Origin of the sequence: Rahnella sp. JUb53 (genome assembly GCF_004346065.1) — a bacterium.
In the GTDB taxonomy this organism is placed as follows: Bacteria; Pseudomonadota; Gammaproteobacteria; order Enterobacterales; family Enterobacteriaceae; genus Rahnella; species Rahnella variigena.
In genome coordinates, this window is record NZ_SLYT01000001.1 from 522,373 (window position 1) to 541,161 (window position 18,789).

At 51.2% G+C, this 18,789-nt stretch carries 16 protein-coding genes and 3 CRISPR repeat arrays; of the genes, 13 read left to right on the plus strand and 3 right to left on the minus strand.

All coding sequences use genetic code 11. From position 1 onward, the window contains the following. The first annotated feature begins 386 nt into the window (after positions 1–386). The 8 genes from flhD (at position 387) to EC840_RS02550 (ending at position 8,139) form a co-directional block, all read left to right on the plus strand. Positions 387–731 carry a flagellar transcriptional regulator FlhD gene (gene flhD, locus EC840_RS02515; RefSeq protein ID WP_101078669.1) on the plus strand — a complete coding sequence of 115 codons (345 nt, stop codon included), beginning with the start codon at positions 387–389 and terminating at the stop codon, positions 729–731. Between the two features lie 2 nt (positions 732–733). Then, positions 734–1,342, plus strand: a complete 609-nt coding sequence (flhC, locus tag EC840_RS02520) for a flagellar transcriptional regulator FlhC (RefSeq protein ID WP_112291020.1) — start codon at positions 734–736, stop codon at positions 1,340–1,342. 177 nt (positions 1,343–1,519) lie between these two features. Continuing rightward, entirely contained in the window at positions 1,520–2,410 is an 891-nt protein-coding gene (gene motA, locus EC840_RS02525; RefSeq protein ID WP_112291022.1) for a flagellar motor stator protein MotA, read from the plus strand. Then, on the plus strand, positions 2,407–3,510 hold the full coding sequence (gene motB / locus EC840_RS02530) for a flagellar motor protein MotB (RefSeq protein ID WP_112291024.1): 1,104 nt from the start codon (positions 2,407–2,409) through the stop codon (positions 3,508–3,510). Before motA ends, motB begins: the two co-directional genes overlap by 4 nt. A gap of 36 nt (positions 3,511–3,546) precedes the next feature. Beyond that, complete coding sequence (cheA, locus tag EC840_RS02535) at positions 3,547–5,562, plus strand: chemotaxis protein CheA (RefSeq protein WP_205951147.1); 2,016 nt, start codon at positions 3,547–3,549, stop codon at positions 5,560–5,562. 82 nt (positions 5,563–5,644) lie between these two features. Further along, positions 5,645–6,142, plus strand: a complete 498-nt coding sequence (gene cheW, locus EC840_RS02540) for a chemotaxis protein CheW (protein ID WP_013575095.1) — start codon at positions 5,645–5,647, stop codon at positions 6,140–6,142. Between the two features lie 485 nt (positions 6,143–6,627). Beyond that, a CRISPR array of direct repeats spans positions 6,628–7,195; the repeat unit is 28 nt; unit sequence GTTCACTGCCGTACAGGCAGCTTAGAAA. A gap of 345 nt (positions 7,196–7,540) precedes the next feature. Further along, positions 7,541–7,930 carry a hypothetical protein gene (locus EC840_RS25340; protein ID WP_132963904.1) on the plus strand — a complete coding sequence of 130 codons (390 nt, stop codon included), beginning with the start codon at positions 7,541–7,543 and terminating at the stop codon, positions 7,928–7,930. Then, positions 7,927–8,139, plus strand: coding sequence for a helix-turn-helix transcriptional regulator (locus EC840_RS02550; RefSeq protein WP_112291468.1), 213 nt, complete (start codon positions 7,927–7,929; stop codon positions 8,137–8,139). Before EC840_RS25340 ends, EC840_RS02550 begins: the two co-directional genes overlap by 4 nt. Positions 8,140–8,334: 195 nt before the next feature. Continuing rightward, a CRISPR array of direct repeats spans positions 8,335–8,482; the repeat unit is 28 nt; unit sequence GTTCACTGCCGTACAGGCAGCTTAGAAA. Between the two features lie 72 nt (positions 8,483–8,554). On the opposite strand, the gene EC840_RS02555 is transcribed toward EC840_RS02550, so the two are convergent. From EC840_RS02555 to tssD, 3 genes are read right to left on the minus strand one after another with little or no spacing between them, the layout of a single operon-like run. Then, complete coding sequence (locus EC840_RS02555) at positions 8,555–8,941, minus strand: hypothetical protein (RefSeq protein WP_243701000.1); 387 nt, start codon at positions 8,939–8,941, stop codon at positions 8,555–8,557. Between the two features lie 47 nt (positions 8,942–8,988). Beyond that, a complete protein-coding gene (locus tag EC840_RS02560) occupies positions 8,989–9,345 on the minus strand; it encodes a tlde1 domain-containing protein (RefSeq protein WP_129639436.1) in 357 nt (118 codons plus the stop codon). 12 nt (positions 9,346–9,357) lie between these two features. After that, entirely contained in the window at positions 9,358–9,849 is a 492-nt protein-coding gene (gene tssD / locus EC840_RS02565) for a type VI secretion system tube protein TssD (protein ID WP_132963906.1), read from the minus strand. A 290-nt stretch (positions 9,850–10,139) separates the two neighbouring features. Continuing rightward, positions 10,140–11,068: direct repeats of the CRISPR family, unit length 28 nt; unit sequence GTTCACTGCCGGACAGGCAGCTTAGAAA. Positions 11,069–11,290: 222 nt separating this feature from the next. Here tssD and EC840_RS02570 point away from each other — a divergent pair. The 5 genes from EC840_RS02570 to csy2 all read left to right on the plus strand — a co-directional run bounded on the left by EC840_RS02570 (position 11,291) and on the right by csy2 (position 18,781). Next, the gene (locus EC840_RS02570) at positions 11,291–11,983 is read left to right on the plus strand and encodes a hypothetical protein (RefSeq protein WP_132963907.1); all 693 of its coding nucleotides are present in this window, start codon (positions 11,291–11,293) and stop codon (positions 11,981–11,983) included. Between the two features lie 289 nt (positions 11,984–12,272). Continuing rightward, positions 12,273–13,250: a type I-F CRISPR-associated endonuclease Cas1f gene (cas1f, locus tag EC840_RS02575; protein ID WP_129638680.1), complete on the plus strand. Its 978-nt coding sequence runs from the start codon at positions 12,273–12,275 to the stop codon at positions 13,248–13,250. Next, positions 13,247–16,480 (plus strand): type I-F CRISPR-associated helicase Cas3f, encoded by a 3,234-nt coding sequence (gene cas3f, locus EC840_RS02580; RefSeq protein ID WP_132963908.1) that lies wholly within the window; start codon positions 13,247–13,249, stop codon positions 16,478–16,480. Before cas1f ends, cas3f begins: the two co-directional genes overlap by 4 nt. 13 nt (positions 16,481–16,493) lie before the next feature. Continuing rightward, complete coding sequence (gene csy1, locus EC840_RS02585) at positions 16,494–17,831, plus strand: type I-F CRISPR-associated protein Csy1 (protein WP_132963909.1); 1,338 nt, start codon at positions 16,494–16,496, stop codon at positions 17,829–17,831. After that, complete coding sequence (csy2, locus tag EC840_RS02590; RefSeq protein WP_132963910.1) at positions 17,828–18,781, plus strand: type I-F CRISPR-associated protein Csy2; 954 nt, start codon at positions 17,828–17,830, stop codon at positions 18,779–18,781. The genes csy1 and csy2 overlap by 4 nt, the downstream gene beginning before the upstream one ends. The last annotated feature ends 8 nt before the right edge of the window (positions 18,782–18,789 follow it).

Consider the following 18,789-nt stretch of genomic DNA (forward strand, 5'->3'; position numbering starts at 1 on the left):
AGATTGTATGTGTAAAGGGAACGGGGTTAGAGTTGCGTCGTAGTAAGATAATTCCTAATAATGTATGTAAAAGCGTTTCACTGAATGACACGCCATCACAGCAACGGACCCTGCCAGTACACCAAAACTAAAGTGTTTCACTAATACTTAGCAGTGCAATTGTCACAATTAATTTAGTTTACATCAGGAACAACTTTGTATTGGCGGTGAAGTAAATACCGCGGGATAAATCTAATTTTCATCGCAGGATTTATTAAGCAGCCAATGATCCAATTGTTTTGATAGTAAAAAATACTCCTGTCACGCCGGGTGAAACTCTCGCTGCATGGAATATGTCTATCAATCAGCCACCTTTAAAAGTGGCATCGGTAATGGGGTAGAACAGAATGTCCGAATTGCTTAAGCACATATATGATATCAACCTGTCATATTTACTGTTGGCGCAGCGTTTGATTAACGACGAAAAAGCCTCAGCGATGTTCCGGTTGGGAATTGATGACGTCATGGCAGACACACTTGGCCAGCTCACGTTGCCACAGATGGTGAAATTAGCTGAAACGAACCAGCTTTTGTGTCAGTTCCGCTTTGATGACAGCAAAACGATTGAACGCCTGACACAAGAATCGCGCGTGGATGACCTGCAGCAAATCCATACCGGCATTCTGTTGTCGAGTCATTTGCTCAAAGGTCTGGCTGCGAAAGATAGCGGCGCGATGAAGAAAAGGGCGTAGCTATGTCTGGGAAAGATGGGTTAACCAAACCGGCAGAAAAAAGTATCGTTCAGGAAGCACGCGACATTCAGCTTGCCATGGAACTGATTACGCTGGGTGCCCGGCTACAGATGCTGGAAAGCGAAACGCAATTAAGTCGTGGCCGGCTGATCAAACTGTACAAAGAACTGCGTGGAAGTCCTCCGCCGAAAGGAATGTTGCCGTTCTCTACTGACTGGTTTATGACCTGGGAACAAAACATTCATTCTTCCATGTTTTACAACGCGTACTCTTTCCTCTTAAAGAGCGGGCATTGTAATGGGGTGGAAGCGGTGATTAAAGCTTACCGTCTGTATCTTGAACAATGTCCTGAACAACCCGGTGAAGCGCCGATCCTCGCGCTGACACGTGCGTGGACACTGGTCCGTTTTGTCGACAGCGGCATGTTGCAACTCTCTGCGTGTAACTGCTGTGACGGTTCATTTATTACCCATGCACACCAGCCCCGTCACGGGTTTGTTTGCAGTCTTTGCCAGCCCCCATCCCGAGCAGTAAAAAAACGTAAACTTTCCCCGCAGGTTGCCGATATAACATCTCAAGAGCTGGACGAACAGGTCAAGCGCGCTGTCTGAGATGATTGGGTTGCAGTAAGTCGTTCTGAGCGGTGGTAACACCGCTCATCATTTCCCCCCCGAATATCTCAGTCATTACTGGCACCGTTTATGCACGTCTTAGCGGCATAAACCTCGGCAGAATCATGGCGTCGCGCTTTTCCTCGCCCTAAAACCACATCGAATTAAGGATTCATCGTGCTAGTGATAATAGGTTACATCGTGGTGTTGGGCTCAGTGTTCGGCGGTTTCATGCTCGTCGGCGGTGAACTGGGCGCGTTATACCAACCCGCAGAATTACTCATCATCGGCGGTGCAGGCATCGGTGCCTTTTTCGTGGGTAACAACGGAAAAGCGATTAAATCCACAATGCGCGCGCTGCCTCAGTTGTTCCGCGCATCGAAATACAACAAAGCGTTGTATATGGATCTGATGGCGTTGCTGTACCGCTTACTGGCGAAATCACGTCAGCAGGGGATGCTGTCGCTGGAAAATGACATCGACAATCCCAACGAAAGCGACATTTTCGCTAATTATCCGCGCATCCTTGCCGATAAGCATTTAGTCGAATATCTGACGGATTATCTGCGCCTGATGGTGAGCGGCAACATGAATGCTTTTGAAATCGAAGCATTGATGGATGAAGAAATCGAAACCTACGAGCACGAAAGCGAAGTGCCTGCCAACAGCCTGGCGCTGGTCGGTGATTCACTCCCGGCTTTCGGTATCGTCGCAGCGGTGATGGGCATCGTTCATACCCTGGCGGCGGCGGATCGTCCGGCGGCTGAACTCGGTGCGCTGATTGCGCATGCGATGGTCGGGACCTTCCTCGGTATCCTTCTGGCATACGGGTTTATTTCTCCGCTTGCCAGCGTTCTGCGCCAGAAAAGCGCGGAAAACGCCAAGATGATGCAATGCATCAAAGTGACATTGCTTTCCAGCATCAATGGTTATGCGCCACAAATCGCCGTCGAGTTTGGCCGTAAGACGCTGTACACCTCTGAACGTCCTTCCTTCATCGAACTGGAGGAGCACGTTCGCCAGGTTAAGTCGCCGGGTCAGAAACAAACTGAAGAAGAAAAAGTATGAAGCATCAAAGCCATCCAATCGTTGTTGTCCGTAAGAAAAAGAACAAGCACGGCGGAGGGCATCACGGCGGTTCGTGGAAGATTGCTTACGCTGACTTTATGACAGCGATGATGGCTTTCTTCCTGGTGATGTGGCTGATTTCGATCTCCAGCCCTAAAGAACTGGTACAAATTGCCGAATACTTTCGTACACCGCTGGCGGTGGCGATAACCGGCGGGCCGCGCAGCAGTGATGCGACCAGCCCGATCCCGGGCGGCGGGGAAGACCCGACCGTGCAGGACGGCGAAGTGCACAAAATGGATCAGTCGCAGGGCGAGAGCAAACGTGAGGCCGGTGATTTACAACGCTTGCAGCAGAAACTCGAAGACATGCTGGCGTCTGACCCGCGGCTGAAAGATTTGCGTCCGCATCTGATGATTAACCTGACCGAACAGGGTTTGCGCATCCAGATTATTGATAGCAAAAATCGTCCGATGTTCCAGCTGGGCAGCGCGATTGTCGAGCCGTATATGCGCGATATTCTGCGCGCTATCGGGCCGGTGCTGGATGATTTTCCGAATAAAATCAGTCTTGCAGGCCATACGGACGATATGCCGTATGCGCAGGGCGAACGCGGGTACAGCAACTGGGAGCTCTCGACAGATCGCGCAAATGCTTCACGTCGCGAAATGATTATCGGCGGACTCAGTGAAGGTAAAGTTCTGCGCGTGATGGGCATGGGATCCACCATGCAGTTAAAAAACCATCCGGCGGGTGACGCGATTAACCGCCGTATCAGCATTTTAGTTCTGAACAAACATGCTGAAGAAGCGATTGAACGTGAAAACAGCGAGGGTGAAGCGATCACTATCAGTGACGCCGGCGAACTGCAAAAAGCTGTGCCGGGACGTCAGACGGCACCGGCGCTGGCGCCAAAAATGAGCCCGGCTCCGGCTGCACCTGCGGTACCTGATTCATCAGCAGCACCAGCACCATCACAATTACAGGCACCATCAATACCCGGGATTGAGACGCAGACGCCAGTGACACCACCGGCAGGCGCTCAACCTGCGACGGCAGCTCCGGCTGTCGCGGCAGGCACGGCACCTGCGACACATTAACAAGCCGCGATTCACAGCAGAGGTGATCACGTGAGCATGGATATTACTGATTTTTATCAGACATTTTTTGATGAAGCAGACGAGCTGCTGGCGGACATGGAACAACATCTGTTGTTACTTGATCCGCAGGCGCCAGATGTTGAGCAGCTCAATGCGATTTTCCGCGCAGCGCACTCAATCAAAGGCGGGGCGGCAACGTTTGGATTTACGGTTTTGCAGGAAACGACCCACTTACTGGAAAACCTGCTCGACGGTGCGCGTCGCGCTGAAATGAGCCTGAGCACCGACATCATCAACCTGTTTCTGGAAACAAAAGACATTATGCAGGAGCAACTCGACGCCTATAAATCCTCCCGGGATCCTGATGCAGAAAGCTTTGAATATATCTGTGCAGCCCTGAGACAACTGGCCCTCGACGCGCAGGAAGAACGCGAACCTGCGCCGGAACTTCACGTGGTGGAAGATGAACCCGCAGCGGCTGCGCCCGTCGCGGCAGCAACGCCTGCGGCGAAAGGCGGGATGCGTGTCCGCCTGTCCGGCCTGAAAACGCAGGAAGTGCCTGTCATGCTCGAAGAGCTGGGCAATCTTGGCGAAATCAAAGATCCGGTTCAGACCGCAGACAGCGTGGAAGCCACGCTTATCACTACGGTGACCGAAGACGACATTATTGCGGTGCTGTGTTTTGTGCTGGAACCGGAGCAAATCAGTTTCACACAGGCCGCTGTGCCTGCGGTTGCTGAATCCGCACCTGCGCCAGCCCCGGCTGTCACTGAAAGCGCCGCCGTCGCCGTGCGTCCGGCACCGGTTCTGACTGCCGTGCCTAACAGCGAACCGGCGAAAGCCCGTGCGCCAAAAGCCGCTGAATCGACCAGTATTCGTGTCGCCGTCGAAAAAGTGGATCAGCTGATCAACCTGGTCGGCGAACTGGTGATCACTCAGTCGATGCTGGCGCAACGTTCCGATTTGCTGGATCCGGTAGTTCACAGCGACCTGCTCAACAGCATGGGACAGCTTGAGCGCAACGCCCGTGATTTGCAGGAATCGGTAATGTCGATTCGTATGATGCCGATGGAATTCGTGTTCAGCCGCTTCCCGCGTCTGGTGCGCGATCTCGCCAGCAAACTGAATAAGCAAATCGAACTGACCCTGCTCGGCAGCTCTACCGAACTGGATAAGAGCCTGATCGAACGCATCATCGACCCGTTAACGCACCTGGTGCGTAACAGTCTGGATCACGGTGTGGAAACACCGGAAGTGCGTATTGCCAACGGCAAAGAGCCGACCGGTAACCTGACGCTTTCTGCTGAACATCAGGGCGGGAATATCTGCATCGAGGTCATTGATGACGGTGCCGGTCTGAACCGCGAACGTATTCTGGCGAAAGCCGCGTCGCAGGGCATGAACGTCAGCGAAAACATGAGCGATGAAGAAGTAGGCATGTTGATCTTCGCTGCCGGGTTCTCGACCGCAGAAAAAGTCACGGATGTTTCTGGTCGCGGCGTCGGCATGGACGTCGTGAAACGTAACATCCAGGAAATGGGCGGCCATGTTGAAATCCATTCCCAGCAGGGGAAAGGCACGACCATCCGTATTCTGCTGCCGCTGACGCTGGCCATTCTCGACGGCATGTCCGTTAAAGTGGGCGAAGAAGTCTTTATTCTGCCGCTGAATGCCGTCATGGAATCGCTGCAACCGCTGGCTGAAGATTTGCATCCGCTGGCCGGTGGCGAGCGTGTTCTGCAGGTGCGTGGTGAGTACCTGCCGCTGGTTGAGCTCTACAACGTCTTCGATGTGAAAGAGGCCAAAACCGAAGCCACACAGGCCATTGTTGTGATTTTACAAAGTGCAGGCCGTCGCTACGCCTTGCTGGTTGATCAACTGATTGGTCAGCATCAGGTGGTGGTGAAAAACCTGGAAAGTAACTATCGCAAAGTGCCTGGCATTTCCGCCGCCACCATTTTGGGCGACGGCAGTGTGGCATTGATCGTGGATGTGTCTGCCTTGCAGTCGCTGAACCGCGACAAACTGGCAACGGGCGTCTCTGCCGCATAACCAGCAACGCTTCCGGTGACCGCAATGTCGCCGGGTGTGAAAAACTCAGGCCGATTAAAAGATAAAAGCAAAGGTGAACAACATGGCAGGACTTGCAACCGTGGCAAAAATTGCGGGTGAAACAGTAGGTCAGGAATTTCTGATCTTTACTTTAGGCGACGAAGAATACGGCATCGATATCCTGAAAGTGCAGGAAATCCGCGGTTACGATCAGGTAACCCGCATTGCTAACACGCCTGCGTTTATTAAAGGTGTCACCAACCTGCGCGGCGTTATCGTGCCTATCCTCGACCTGCGTGTGAAGTTCGCGCAGGAAGATGTGATTTACAATGAAAACACCGTGGTGATCGTGCTGAACTTCGAAAACCGCGTCGTCGGGATCGTGGTAGACGGCGTATCCGACGTGCTGTCGCTGAGCCAGGATCAGATCCGTCCGGCGCCGGAATTCGCGGTGACCATGTCGACGGAATACCTGACGGGGCTGGGTTCGCTCGGCGACCGGATGTTGATTCTGGTGGATATTGAGAAGTTGTTGAGTAGTGAGGAAATGGCGCTGGTTGATAGCGTTACTAAGATTTAAGTCTTTAAAGTCAAGGTCGTGGGCTCGCCGCCCACACAGGCCCAGAGACCCGCAGTCGCGCGGGCCTCTGGACTCCACGCTCTTTTCACTGCGCGCTATCGCAGGCACGACGGACATGTTCTTTCACCGCAGCCTGTGGCGCAAAATCTTGTCGCTCCGCGATGCCTTCTCTCGGTCTTCGAGCCATAGGTCTCGAAGCCGCTCCGTTCAGCAAGATTTTTGATCACGCCATTCCCGATCGAATAAAACCTTCGTTCTGTTTCTTTCCCAAAATCCAATGCGGAAGGGTGTTGTCTTGCTCCTTCCCCTGCGAAGGGGAAGGCTGGGATGGGGTATTAATGGCATCTCCGAGCTGACCCTCTTTTTTGCGCCTCCGCTAACTCATTGATTTCACATACTCAGTAAACCTCTCAGAAAAAGAGGGTATTTCTCCCCAAACAGGGATAATCTTTTGCACTTCAAAGCGTCACCCTTAAAACCCAACGGTTCACTGCCGTACAGGCAGCTTAGAAACCGTCGATGCCGAAGTTATCGCTAATGTCAGGGTTCACTGCCGTACAGGCAGCTTAGAAATGTAAGAAAATGGTGCTCAATAAGGCGGTGGCGTTCACTGCCGTACAGGCAGCTTAGAAAGCAATCATTTTTCCCGCTTCGGTGTGCGGTTTGTTCACTGCCGTACAGGCAGCTTAGAAATATTGTGCCAATTATGGATAATATGAAACTCGGTTCACTGCCGTACAGGCAGCTTAGAAATGCTGACCCTCCCAAATGGGCAGTATTCCAGCGTTCACTGCCGTACAGGCAGCTTAGAAAGTGATAATACGGTCATAGAAGGAAAGCTGAGAGTTCACTGCCGTACAGGCAGCTTAGAAATGGCTTCGCGTTCGTGCTCCGGGTAACTGGCTGTTCACTGCCGTACAGGCAGCTTAGAAAATCAATGCCGGCATCCCACAAATCTGGCTTAAGTTCACTGCCGTACAGGCAGCTTAGAAAAGAGATCAGAGACGACACTCTCACCGAGCGTAGTTCACTGCCGTACAGGCAGCCGCTTGCAACTTACTGCAAACCATAAAAACTCCTTGTAAGCAGTATCTCATCTGCGCGATTTGCCCATTTTTAATGTGTGGGTATCCAGTTATTGTCTGCTCGCTGCGGCAAAATCCGCAGTCGGGCTTAGGAACCCGGTAAACTGAAACGCAAAAGAAAATGCGTGTCGCTTCGCCATATCGATTGAAAAGTGGATTTTTTATCACTTTTGTAATATCAATTGGTGGCTCAGACGGGGCAGCCTTAGGGCTGGTCGGTTTCCAGTTTTCCGATTCCTAACCTCGTCTGAGTTACCACCCATGAGCTTAGGAACTCCGGTGGTAACGTAACGCCTCAACTGGAGCCAATGACATGACAACTCACACCAACGAAACATCCCCCGATTCCTGGACACTCACCGATCGCTGTCGTTTGCTGGCGAATGCGCTGGTGAACCCGCAAAACAGAGGTTCGCAGGACAGACTTTGCATCATGCTGCAAAACGAGCTTGAATACCTTGAAGCGACGTTATCGCAACCCATCCCCGAGCACCGCAAGAATTTGGGGATCCCGATGGACGACGGCTTATTTGATTACGCCGATCTCGAACCCGATGAACTTTGCGATCAGTGCATGGCGCTGAATTTCATACTGATGACGCTGCATGACAGAAAGATAAAAGAGATCATCACGTATATCTTGTGGGAACGGTTCGAGATGCTGCGCTGCTCGCTGTATGCCTCCGGTGAGGTGATCGTATGAACAAAGACTGGCATCAGGCTGATATCATTGCGGCAATCAAAAAGAAGGGCACAACAATGGCGGCTGTCTCACGCCGCGCAGGTTTAAGCTCTTCGACGCTCTCAAACGCCTTAACCCGTAAATGGCCGAAAGGGGAAAGACTGATCGCTGATGCGATTGGCGTAAAAGCCGAAACCATCTGGCCGAGCCGATATACCGAAATAAAATAAACCTGAGAACGGCTCCTTCCCCTGCGAAGGGGAAGGCTGGGATGGGGTATTAATGACAACTCCGAACTGACCCTTTTTCACCTTCTCTAACTCATTGATTTAATTAGTGCGCGCAAGCTAACAAAAAAGAGTGTATTTCTGCCAAAACAGGGATAACCTCTTGCCGTTCAAAGTGTAAATCTGAAAACTCAACGGGTTCACTGCCGTACAGGCAGCTTAGAAATCATATAACGGGGCCTCGCATTGTCCACGAACGTTCACTGCCGTACAGGCAGCTTAGAAAAACAAGAAACTCACAGTAAATAGCCAGGCTACGTTCACTGCCGTACAGGCAGCTTAGAAAGATAAAGTAATCAGCAAGTAGGATAATTTTAAAAAAAGCCCGTCTGCCGACCGGCCTTTGACAGAACGTGTATTACTTTATAAGTTTGCCGTTGCCTGCTTTCCACTCCTCATAAGTGGCTTCAAGAATCCAAAGGCAAACTGCCGCTTTATCAGTACTCAGCAAAGACAGACGCGTTTTTTGATAAAACGCCTCAATTTCAGTTGCTGATTTATTTATGGGTCCCATACAGACCAGGTCAGTGCCAACCAAATGAGGCCAATCGTGGGAGTCAATAACCTCAAGTGTCTTGAGCGCAGCGGCGGTATTTGTTGAAAGCGCAGACGATAAAGCAGCTTCGACGTCTTGTGATTGGTTAACATCAGCGACGGCGGCCAGTTCGGGAATTTTATCGAGCCAAACCTGTTCTCCGGCAGCAATCCCCTTCAAAGCGGCCGGCCAGTCAATATTTGCTGCCATTGAATTCATGGCTATGCACAACAGTAATAGGAATAGAACCCATCGCCTCATCGTACAACCTCTAAGGTTCCACCCTCGCTGATCACTCTCCAGCGAGTTGAGGGAGACATAATAATGCAACCCTCGGAGGCGAAACCTGCAGGCTTACCGACGCGTTCGCCATGAATCCGAAACAGTGAGCGACCAAACGAATCGCCGGAGGTTTGTTCCAAAATTACTGTTGCCGGGCCTTTAGAGCGAGAATGTCCCGCGATTCGATAAGTCCCTCGGGGAAGTGGTCCCATACCTTTGACCTGCTGGCGATCTGGGTTATTTTTATTGGTCAGGACACCAGAGTAACCCGTCTCGACCAGTTCATTCCCCTTGTATAATCTGCCTGTACTTTGCTCATATCTCCATGTCATCACTATTTATCCTTATGCGGTTGCACGCTCATTCCAACTGTCTGAGTGAATAATATTTCCATCCATATAGCACCAGGTGATTTTTTCGTAAATCAGTTCGATCATCTCCAGATGGTTGCGTTTCTCGCCGTAAGAAGACTTGATGTCAAACATCATCGGCCCGACGGTAACAATCCTTACGCCTTCCATCAGAACTCTGAAGTACTCCACTTCCTGGCCCGCGTCATTGATACGATAAAATTTAACTTCGGCTGACTGAAGTTTCTGTCCTGTGGTCACTGATTTATAAAGGTAAGGACTGGAAGCATCGATTTCTTTGCTGAAAAGATAGGGGGCATGTTCACGGGTTGCGGTAGCTTTTCCCGTGGCGTTGTCGGTGGTGATGGAGACGCCGTGATGCAAGCCGTGGATCTCAATGCTACCCTCACGGCCTGTTATATCGACAGAGCCACGTATTGTCGTGCCGCTGTCATCCTTTAACCATAAATAAGCGGGGATCGCCATTTCATTAGTCCTTAATTGTGTGAAATAGCAGATTAGCTTTTTAAAAAGCAAATAATTGTGTTTAAACCTTCAACTCATTGATTTTCAGAAAGTGAGTACATTGAACCGATAACTCATTAATCTTCAAATTACGCCCGCAAGCTCATATGTTTGCAGCTAACCCTCTTTTTTTACCCTATCGCTAACTCATTGATTTTAAATCACCGAATTATCCATCAAAAAAAGAGGGTATTTCTGCCAAAACAGGGATAACCTCTTGCAGCTCAAAGCGTAAATCTGAAAACTCAACAGTTCACTGCCGGACAGGCAGCTTAGAAAAGTGATGCCGGTCAGTGCAATACACCGACAGAGTTCACTGCCGGACAGGCAGCTTAGAAATGTCTGTCACTGGTGAAACATCGCAAGTTTCAGTTCACTGCCGGACAGGCAGCTTAGAAACTCAGGGGCGGGAATCGTGGGAATTAAATAATGTTCACTGCCGGACAGGCAGCTTAGAAAATCAACGTGAGGCACGTTATAACGAGAATATAGTTCACTGCCGGACAGGCAGCTTAGAAAATTTGCATCGAGCACCGTATCGCCCTGCGCAAGTTCACTGCCGGACAGGCAGCTTAGAAAATCATGATGTGACATTGAGAATAAATGGCAAAGTTCACTGCCGGACAGGCAGCTTAGAAATGAACTCCTATTAAACACGGAACGTTGAATGTGTTCACTGCCGGACAGGCAGCTTAGAAATATCAGATACGCCCTATTGTATCCATCAGGCTGTTCACTGCCGGACAGGCAGCTTAGAAATCTGTAAAGGCGTTGTTCTTCGCCTCTGTGGCGTTCACTGCCGGACAGGCAGCTTAGAAATGAAATGGCGGCGGCAGGTGTTGGGATTGAGTGTTCACTGCCGGACAGGCAGCTTAGAAACTTTATTCTTATCCCTACCTCGAGATGTATTTAGTTCACTGCCGGACAGGCAGCTTAGAAATTATAATGAAAAGCCACATTCTACATATGGTTGTTCACTGCCGGACAGACAGCTTAGAAAAAACGGACTACCATCAAAAACTTTTGTTGAATGTTCACTGCCGGACAGGCAGCTTAGAAAAATTCGCCGACAGATAGCCGCACCGAAAACACGTTCACTGCCGGACAGGCAGCTTAGAAAATTAGCATCGAGCACAGTGTCACCCTGCGCATGTTCACTGCCGGACAGGCAGCTTAGAAACACAGGGAAAATCTCATTAAACTTTTGAATTTACGAGAGTACGGGCATAGGCAAAGCCACTTGTGCGACCTCAGAGGGATCATTTACCGAAGAGACTGATTTAGCAACAGTAGCTATCGCAAATTATCTCTAACCAGACTGACGCATCCGGGCAGTGACCCCGGACTTGTCTAACTGCTCAAACACCAGGAGTAAACACCTGGCATTCAATAATGGAAAAATATGAAAGCAAAAATGACAGTAGACAAACTTGAATTACGCAACATTAAGTCAATACGAGATTCAGGAAAAATAGGACACAACTTTGATCTGGTCGCAAAGTTGAAAGTCCAGTCACGCTCTATGGGAGCATTTTCTGGCGAAGGTATTGATTGTCCAGATTTACAATGGATTGAAACAGTAGATTGGTACAAGTTCGATACTAATACAGACAAATGGATCCACGTAGGAACCAATCCAAATAATAAAGATTTATACAAAACAAACCCAAAATCGCAAACATTCAAAACCTGGTGGGAAGAGTATCGCTACGCATTTGCAAGGAATACGAAGGGGTTTCCTGCCGCACTTAAAAATGCCCATGAACGTGATGTAAAACATTGGATCGCACGTAACGGCTTTGAGTGGGAACTTCCGATCAGGGATATACCAAGTATGAGTTTGCTGGGAGGGTCTGGTGGCGGGGCTGGAGCCAGTCTCGTTGTTGGCGACACCCGCCGCCGGGTCATTCGTTTCGAGTTAGGTTTTACTGGATATTCATATCGAATATATTGTGCACAGATACTAGAAACAAGGGATGGAAAACCTAGCATTAATGCTTTTATTCAAAGAAAATTATCAAACATGGATTTGAATAATCAACAAAATTTTATCGACTGGAGAAAGTCATCACGTTTTCCTCAGTGCATGAGTTAAATGTGTCAACGCCATTCAGGACGGGTCAGGCAGCTTAGAAAATGAGAGTTCAATATCAAGAAATCCAAATTACGTTCACTGCCGCACAGGCAGAAAAATAACCCTCTACTTGCCATAAATACATGGCCTAAACAACTTTATTAATTCACTAATACATTTTAATCAATAAAATCAGGAAATGTTTACATGAAACACATTCAAGATATGAATGAATGGATGTGTTAATGCGTTGATGTTTCCGAAAATTGGTTTATTTTAATCCCGTTATTAAAATTGAAGGGAATTCAAAATGACTAACGCATTGATGCCTGCTGAGCTAAAAACGATCCTCCACTCCAAACGTTCTAATATTTATTACCTGCAATATTGCCGTGTGCTGGTTAATGGCGGGCGGGTTGAATATGTTACGGAAGAAGGCAACAAGTCGCTGTACTGGAATATCCCCATCGCCAATACCACTGTCGTGATGCTGGGAACCGGGACGTCGGTAACGCAGGCGGCGATGCGCGAATTTGCCCGTGCGGGTGTGCTGGTCGGGTTCTGTGGCGGCGGCGGAACGCCACTTTATTCGGCGAATGAAGTCGAAGTGAATGTCTCCTGGCTGACGTCTCAGAGTGAATACCGTCCGACGGAATATCTTCAGCAATGGGTCAGTTTTTGGTTCGATGAACAGAAACGGCTGGCCGCCGCAGTGGCGTTTCAGAAAGTGCGCAGTGAGCAAATTCGTAAACACTGGTTAAGCGCAACGATGGTTCGAGAAGACGCTTTCCAGCTGGATACCGCCCGTACAGAATCCCTGTTGCAGCGGTTTGAGCAAAGCCTGACGCAGTGCCAGAACACGGGTGAACTGATGGCGCAGGAAGCCGTGCTGACAAAAGCCTTATATAAGCTGGCCGCCACGGCAGCGCGCTACGGCGACTTTACGCGGGCAAAACGCGGCGGCGGTGTTGACGTCGCTAACCGTTATCTCGATCACGGCAACTATCTGGCGTACGGGCTGGCTGCGACGGCGGTCTGGGTTATTGGCCTGCCGCACGGTCTGGCGGTCATGCATGGCAAAACACGGCGCGGCGGGCTGGTATTTGATGTCGCAGACTTAATTAAAGATGCACTGATCCTGCCACTGGCTTTTATTGCTGCCATGAACGGCGAAGACGAGCAGGAATTTCGTCAGCGTTGCCTGAGCAATTTCCAGCGTGCGGATGCGCTCGACATTATGATTGAAACGGTGCAGGACGTTGCACATGAAATAAGCCAGCAACCATGAATATATTACTGGTATCCGAATGTAATAAAAAAGCGCTGACCGAAACGCGGCGGATCATCGATCAGTTTGCTGAGCGCAAGGGCGAGCGGACGTGGCAAACGGCGATAACCATGGAAGGGCTGAATACATTAAGGCGAATACTCAAGAGAACGGCGCGCAGAAATACGGCGGTGGCCTGTCACTGGATCAAATCAAATAATCAGACAGAAGTGCTTTGGGTTATCGGAAATATTCGTAAGTTTAATGATAAAGGCTCGGTACCCACTAATACGACGCAGCGGGATATAGTAAAGTCCGGCAGCGAAAATGCTTTTCACAGTATGCAGACTATCGGATTACTGGCCGCTATCGCCGGGCTTTTTCATGATTTTGGCAAAGCCAGTCAGTTGTTCCAGAATAAGCTCCGCGGGAAGGGGAAAGGCTTTGAACCGTTCAGGCACGAATGGGTGTCTGTTCGTTTATTCCAGGCATTTGTCGGCCAGCAGACCGATGAACAATGGCTGACCCGTTTGCAGCATGTCAGTGCTGAAGACGAATACGCCATGATACAAAATCTGGCCCGCAATAATGCCAGCCACAGTTATAACAGCCCGCTGGAAAGTCTGCCGCCGGTCGCGCGTCTGGTGGCCTGGCTGATTGTTTCGCATCACCGCCTGCCGGTTTATCCGCGTCGAAACGATAACTACACTAATCCGCCGCAACTTTCCGATATTCAGCACTGGCAGGATAAGCAATTTGCGCCGTGCTGGAACTCCACCAATATGGATGCGCCGTGGACGGCAATAGAACAACGCGCTGTCTGGCATTTCCCGCATGGTACGCCGATGCAAAGCGCGATATGGCGCAGCAAAGCGCACAAATTTGCCGCACGCGCGCTGCAACTGCCGCTGTTTACTTCGCCTCATATCACACCTGAACACCGTTTTACCCGCCATCTCGCACGGCTGGTACTGATGCTGGCTGACCATTTGTACTCTTCGCTGGATGCTACAGCGGGCTGGCAGGATCCGGCGTTTTCGCCCATTGCCAACACCGGCACCAGACAACATCTTGATGAGCACAATATTGGCGTCAGCCAGAACGCATGGTTGCTGGCGCGCAGTCTGCCTTATCTGCGGGATACGTTACCGGCCATCACGCGGCATAAAGGATTTAAAAAACGCACTCAGCAGGAGACGTTTCGCTGGCAGGATAAAGCATTCGACGTAACCTGCGGACTGCGGGAAAACGCCCGCCAGCAGGGATTTTTCGGCGTCAATATGGCCTCGACCGGTTGCGGGAAAACGCTGGCGAATGCGCGGATCATGTACGGGCTGGCGGATGAAAAACGTGGTTGTCGTTTCTCTGTCGCGCTTGGTCTGCGGACACTGACTCTACAGACCGGTGACGCACTGGGCGAGAAACTGCATCTCGATAAAGAAGATCTGGCAGTGCTGATCGGCTCGCAGGCGGTAAAGCAGTTGCATCAGCTTCATCACGATACAGCCGAGATAAAGAATACCGGCAGCCAGTCTGCGGATGAACTCTTTGCAGAACATCAGTATGTGCGTTACGACGGTTCGGTTGATACCGGCAGGTTAGGGCAGTGGCTCAAAGGTAAAGACGCTCTCCTGAAACTCATCAGCGCGCCGGTTCTGGTGACGACGATCGACCATCTTATGCCTGCCTGTGAAAGCCTGCGCGGCGGTCATCAGATTGCCCCGATGCTCAGGCTGCTGACTTCTGATCTGGTTCTCGACGAACCCGACGATTTTGATATGGCTGATTTGCCTGCATTGTGCCGGTTAGTGAACTGGGCGGGAATGCTGGGTTCACGGGTGTTGCTTTCATCGGCGACGCTGGCACCGGCGCTGGTGCAGGCATTATTCAGTGCGTATGTCGCAGGGCGGAAAGCGTATCAGCAAGCCTGCGGCCAGCCCGGTTTGCCGGTGAACGTGTGCTGCGCGTGGTTTGATGAATTTAATGTCGCGGAAGGTCAGCATATGACCGGCAAATCTTACGGGCAACAGCACCGCGAATTTGTGGCAAAACGGGTGCCTTTATTGCAACAGGCCAGTCCGCTGCGTCAGGCATCGCTGGTCACGGTGTCACCGGAAAGCGCCAGTGAGAATGATGTAGTCAATGCGGTGTCCGCGCGCGTTCATCAGTCCTTGCTTGAACTGCACAATGCGCATCACAAAGACAAAAATCTGACCGTCGGTATTGTCCGTATGGCTAATATCGATCCGCTTGTGGCGGTGGCAAAACGTCTGATGACAACGCCGTCTCCGGCAAATATACAACTGCATTATTGTGTCTATCACAGCCAGTATCCGCTGGCGATGCGGGCTCATATCGAAAACCGTCTTGATGTGATGCTGATCCGCCATGACGAAGACGCTGTCTGGCAGGTGAAAGAAGTGCGTAAGGCTTTGGCCGCGCATCCGGAAAAGCAGCATATTTTTGTCGTGCTCGCGACTTCTGTTGCGGAAATCGGAAGAGACCATGATTACGACTGGGCCATCGCTGAGCCCAGTTCCATGCGTTCGCTTATCCAGCTCGCCGGACGTGTTCAGCGCCATCGCCAGTCAGTCCCGCAAAAACCCAATATTCATATCCTGCATAAAAACGTTAAGGCACTGAGAAAGAAGACGCCTGCCTACTGCAAACCGGGTTTTGAAAGCGGCGGCAATGCGTTTTCGAGCCACGATCTGCATGACTTACTGCGACCGGAAGAATACGAAACTCTCAGCGCCATTCCCCGCATACAGGAGCGGGAAACAACGGATCCTCTGCTGAGCATGACCGATATGGAACACGGACGATTATGGCCGGAGTTACTCGGGAGAAAGCCCTGCGGCGACAACTATGCCGCCCGCTGGTGGCGTGATCACGCCGACTGGTGCGGCGAATTACAACAGCGAACCCCCTTCCGCCAGTCAGCACCCGATCAGCAATATTATCTGTGGCTGGAGGAAGAGGGCGACGAGCCGCGTTTTCGACAACCGGATGAGGGAACTGAAGGCTGGAAGGATAGCAGCGGATTTAAGGCCATTGATCAGGAATATGCCCTAGGTGTCAGTCCGTGGATGGAGATGAACTGCGAAACCCTCTATCAGGGTCTGGCAGAGAGTTTCGGCTGGGAACTCGAGCGCGTCAGTAAAACGTTTGGAGAAATCTGCTTAGCCGACGACGAAAACAAACGGTGGCACTGGAATGAAGCGTTAGGGGTGTTTGGTGCACTCGATTAATCAAGGAGAGAACATGGAAACACATGGATTAAGTCAGTTTATTACCGGTTACATTCACGACCGCTGTCAGCTCAAACTGGAAACCTTCAATAAAGCCGCTGACAAACAACTTTCCGCTGCCAGCGCGGAAGAGAAAGCCGGGCTTGAGCAACAGCTTTTTGAACAACGTCGTGAGCTGGAAAAGAAATATGAAGTTCGTACCTGGCTGACTGATGCCGCCGCGCGTGCGGGGCAAATCAGTCTGGTCACGCATGCAGTGAAATACTTTCATGGCGATGCGAAGGGCAGCAGCATTTTCAGCACGGTAAAAAGCGATGAAACGGCGTATCTGACAACAGCAACGTTGCCTTCACCCGCGGTGGATGCCGTCGGGAATTCCGCCGCGCTGGATGTCGCGAAATTGCTGCAAACGGAACAAGAAGGTGATTCTCTGCTTGCCAGCCTCAAACGCGGTGACTTTTCGGCACTGGCGGCGTTAGCTGAAAATGAGATGCAGGCAGAGCAATGGGTCAGCGGGTTTATGCAGGCGCTGTCGGATAAAACGCTCTCGACGCATCAGCTCGCTAAACAGCTTTATTTCCCCGTTTCCGACGCGGGCGAATACCATCTCCTCAGTCCGCTGTATTCCTCTTCGCTGGCGCATGATTTGTATCAGCGCATCAGCCATGCACGTTACAGCGAAGCCTCGGTGGCTGCCCGCAAAGCGCGACGTGAAGGGCACTGGCATTCCGAAGCTGTCCAGTATTTTCCTGATCTCGCGGTGCAAAATATGGGGGGCACCAAGCCGCAAAATATCTCCTACCTGAACAGTGCGCGGGGCGGTAAAAATCATCTTTTGCGCTGCGCGCCGCCGCAGTGGCAGCAATCCCTTAAGCCACCTGTCTCGCATAAAACCTTTCTGACGGCGGTTTCCCCCAAAGTCACCCGTGTCGTCTCTGATCTGCGTCGTTATCTGCACACGGTGTATGAACGCGATAACACAATGGAAATCCGCCAGCAGCGCGCCGAATACGTGGATGAACTGATCGGCATGATCTTCAGCTATGCCGCTGAGATTCAGTCACTGACAGTTCTTCAGGGCTGGAGCCAGCAGGAAGACTGCGTTCTGAAAGCGGCGCACCAGCTCTGGCTCGATCCGTTACGTCAGCGCACCGACCCTGATTTTAAACTCCGGCGTGAAGGCGGCGAGTGGATCAGTGAGATTGCGGAGGATTTTGCCCACTGGCTGAATACCCGTCTGAAGCAGGACGAAAAGCTCAATGTTGGTGCCGTTGAATTCCGCGAATGGTCGGTGCTAATGCGCAGGCGTCTGCGGGAATTTGATGCCGCTCAGCAGGAGAACTGGCAATGAGTTATCTGATTGTTCTGCCTCATATTCAGGTCGAAAACGCCAATGCGATTTCTGGTCTAACCTACGGTTTTCCGGCGATCACGCATTTTCTGGGATTTACCCATGCGCTTTCGCGGCAGGTTCAGCAAAGCCACGGTCTGCGATTCACCGGCTGCGGCGTGGTGTGTCATAAGCATCAGGTTCAGGCCTATCAGGCCAGCGAACGGGGTGACCATTACTTTGCGCTGACGCGAATTCCGCTGACCAGAGAGGCGAAAACCGCGCCTTTCAATGAAGAAGGGCGGATGCACATGACCGTTACGCTGTTTGTTGAGTGTGAAGGGAGCATTGCGTATGGCGACACAGGAGCCAGGGAACTGGAACAACATCTGCACACGTTGTGTGTTGCTCAGCGGCTGGCGGGCGGTACGGTGACCTCCATGAAACCGGTACGGGTAATGACGCTGCCGCAGAATGGCGATGAATTACAAAACATCACCCGTCGTGAAATGTATCGCGCATTGCCGGGTTTCGCGCTGGTTGACCGCTCAGAACTTCTGGCGCAGCACTTTACCGAATGCCAGGCGCAGGATCCGCAGTCGGAAATGATCGACGCGTGGCTGGATTTCGCAACGATGACTTACCGTGCCGAACAGCAGGAGGATGACTCTGTGCAATGGCAATACCAGCCGAAACCCGCGAAAGGTTATCTGGTGCCGCTGATGGTGGGATTCACCCCGATTTCGCCACTATATGCGCCCGGCTACGTGGCAAAAACCCGTGATCCCTCAACGCCGTTCCGCTTTGTCGAAGCTGCTTATGGCGTCGGCGAATGGCGCAGTCCGCACCGTGTCACCGATATTCATCAGCTTATCTGGCGTTACCCCGCCAGCACTGAACACTACATCTGCAGCCACGCTAAACCGTTGCAGGAAGCCGACTTAACTGAACAAGATCACTCCGATTTCTAATCATTGAA

Coding starts and splice junctions, on each gene's coding strand:
- flhD (WP_101078669.1), top strand. CDS start 387: ATGTCCGAATTGCTTAAGCACATATATGATATCAACCTGTCATATTTA.
- flhC (WP_112291020.1), top strand. CDS start 734: ATGTCTGGGAAAGATGGGTTAACCAAACCGGCAGAAAAAAGTATCGTT.
- motB (WP_112291024.1), top strand. CDS start 2,407: ATGAAGCATCAAAGCCATCCAATCGTTGTTGTCCGTAAGAAAAAGAAC.
- cheA (WP_205951147.1), top strand. CDS start 3,547: ATGGATATTACTGATTTTTATCAGACATTTTTTGATGAAGCAGACGAG.
- cheW (WP_013575095.1), top strand. CDS start 5,645: ATGGCAGGACTTGCAACCGTGGCAAAAATTGCGGGTGAAACAGTAGGT.
- EC840_RS25340 (WP_132963904.1), top strand. CDS start 7,541: ATGACAACTCACACCAACGAAACATCCCCCGATTCCTGGACACTCACC.
- EC840_RS02550 (WP_112291468.1), top strand. CDS start 7,927: ATGAACAAAGACTGGCATCAGGCTGATATCATTGCGGCAATCAAAAAG.
- EC840_RS02555 (WP_243701000.1), bottom strand. CDS start 8,941: ATGGCAGCAAATATTGACTGGCCGGCCGCTTTGAAGGGGATTGCTGCC.
- EC840_RS02560 (WP_129639436.1), bottom strand. CDS start 9,345: ATGACATGGAGATATGAGCAAAGTACAGGCAGATTATACAAGGGGAAT.
- tssD (WP_132963906.1), bottom strand. CDS start 9,849: ATGGCGATCCCCGCTTATTTATGGTTAAAGGATGACAGCGGCACGACA.
- EC840_RS02570 (WP_132963907.1), top strand. CDS start 11,291: ATGAAAGCAAAAATGACAGTAGACAAACTTGAATTACGCAACATTAAG.
- cas1f (WP_129638680.1), top strand. CDS start 12,273: ATGACTAACGCATTGATGCCTGCTGAGCTAAAAACGATCCTCCACTCC.
- cas3f (WP_132963908.1), top strand. CDS start 13,247: ATGAATATATTACTGGTATCCGAATGTAATAAAAAAGCGCTGACCGAA.
- csy1 (WP_132963909.1), top strand. CDS start 16,494: ATGGAAACACATGGATTAAGTCAGTTTATTACCGGTTACATTCACGAC.
- csy2 (WP_132963910.1), top strand. CDS start 17,828: ATGAGTTATCTGATTGTTCTGCCTCATATTCAGGTCGAAAACGCCAAT.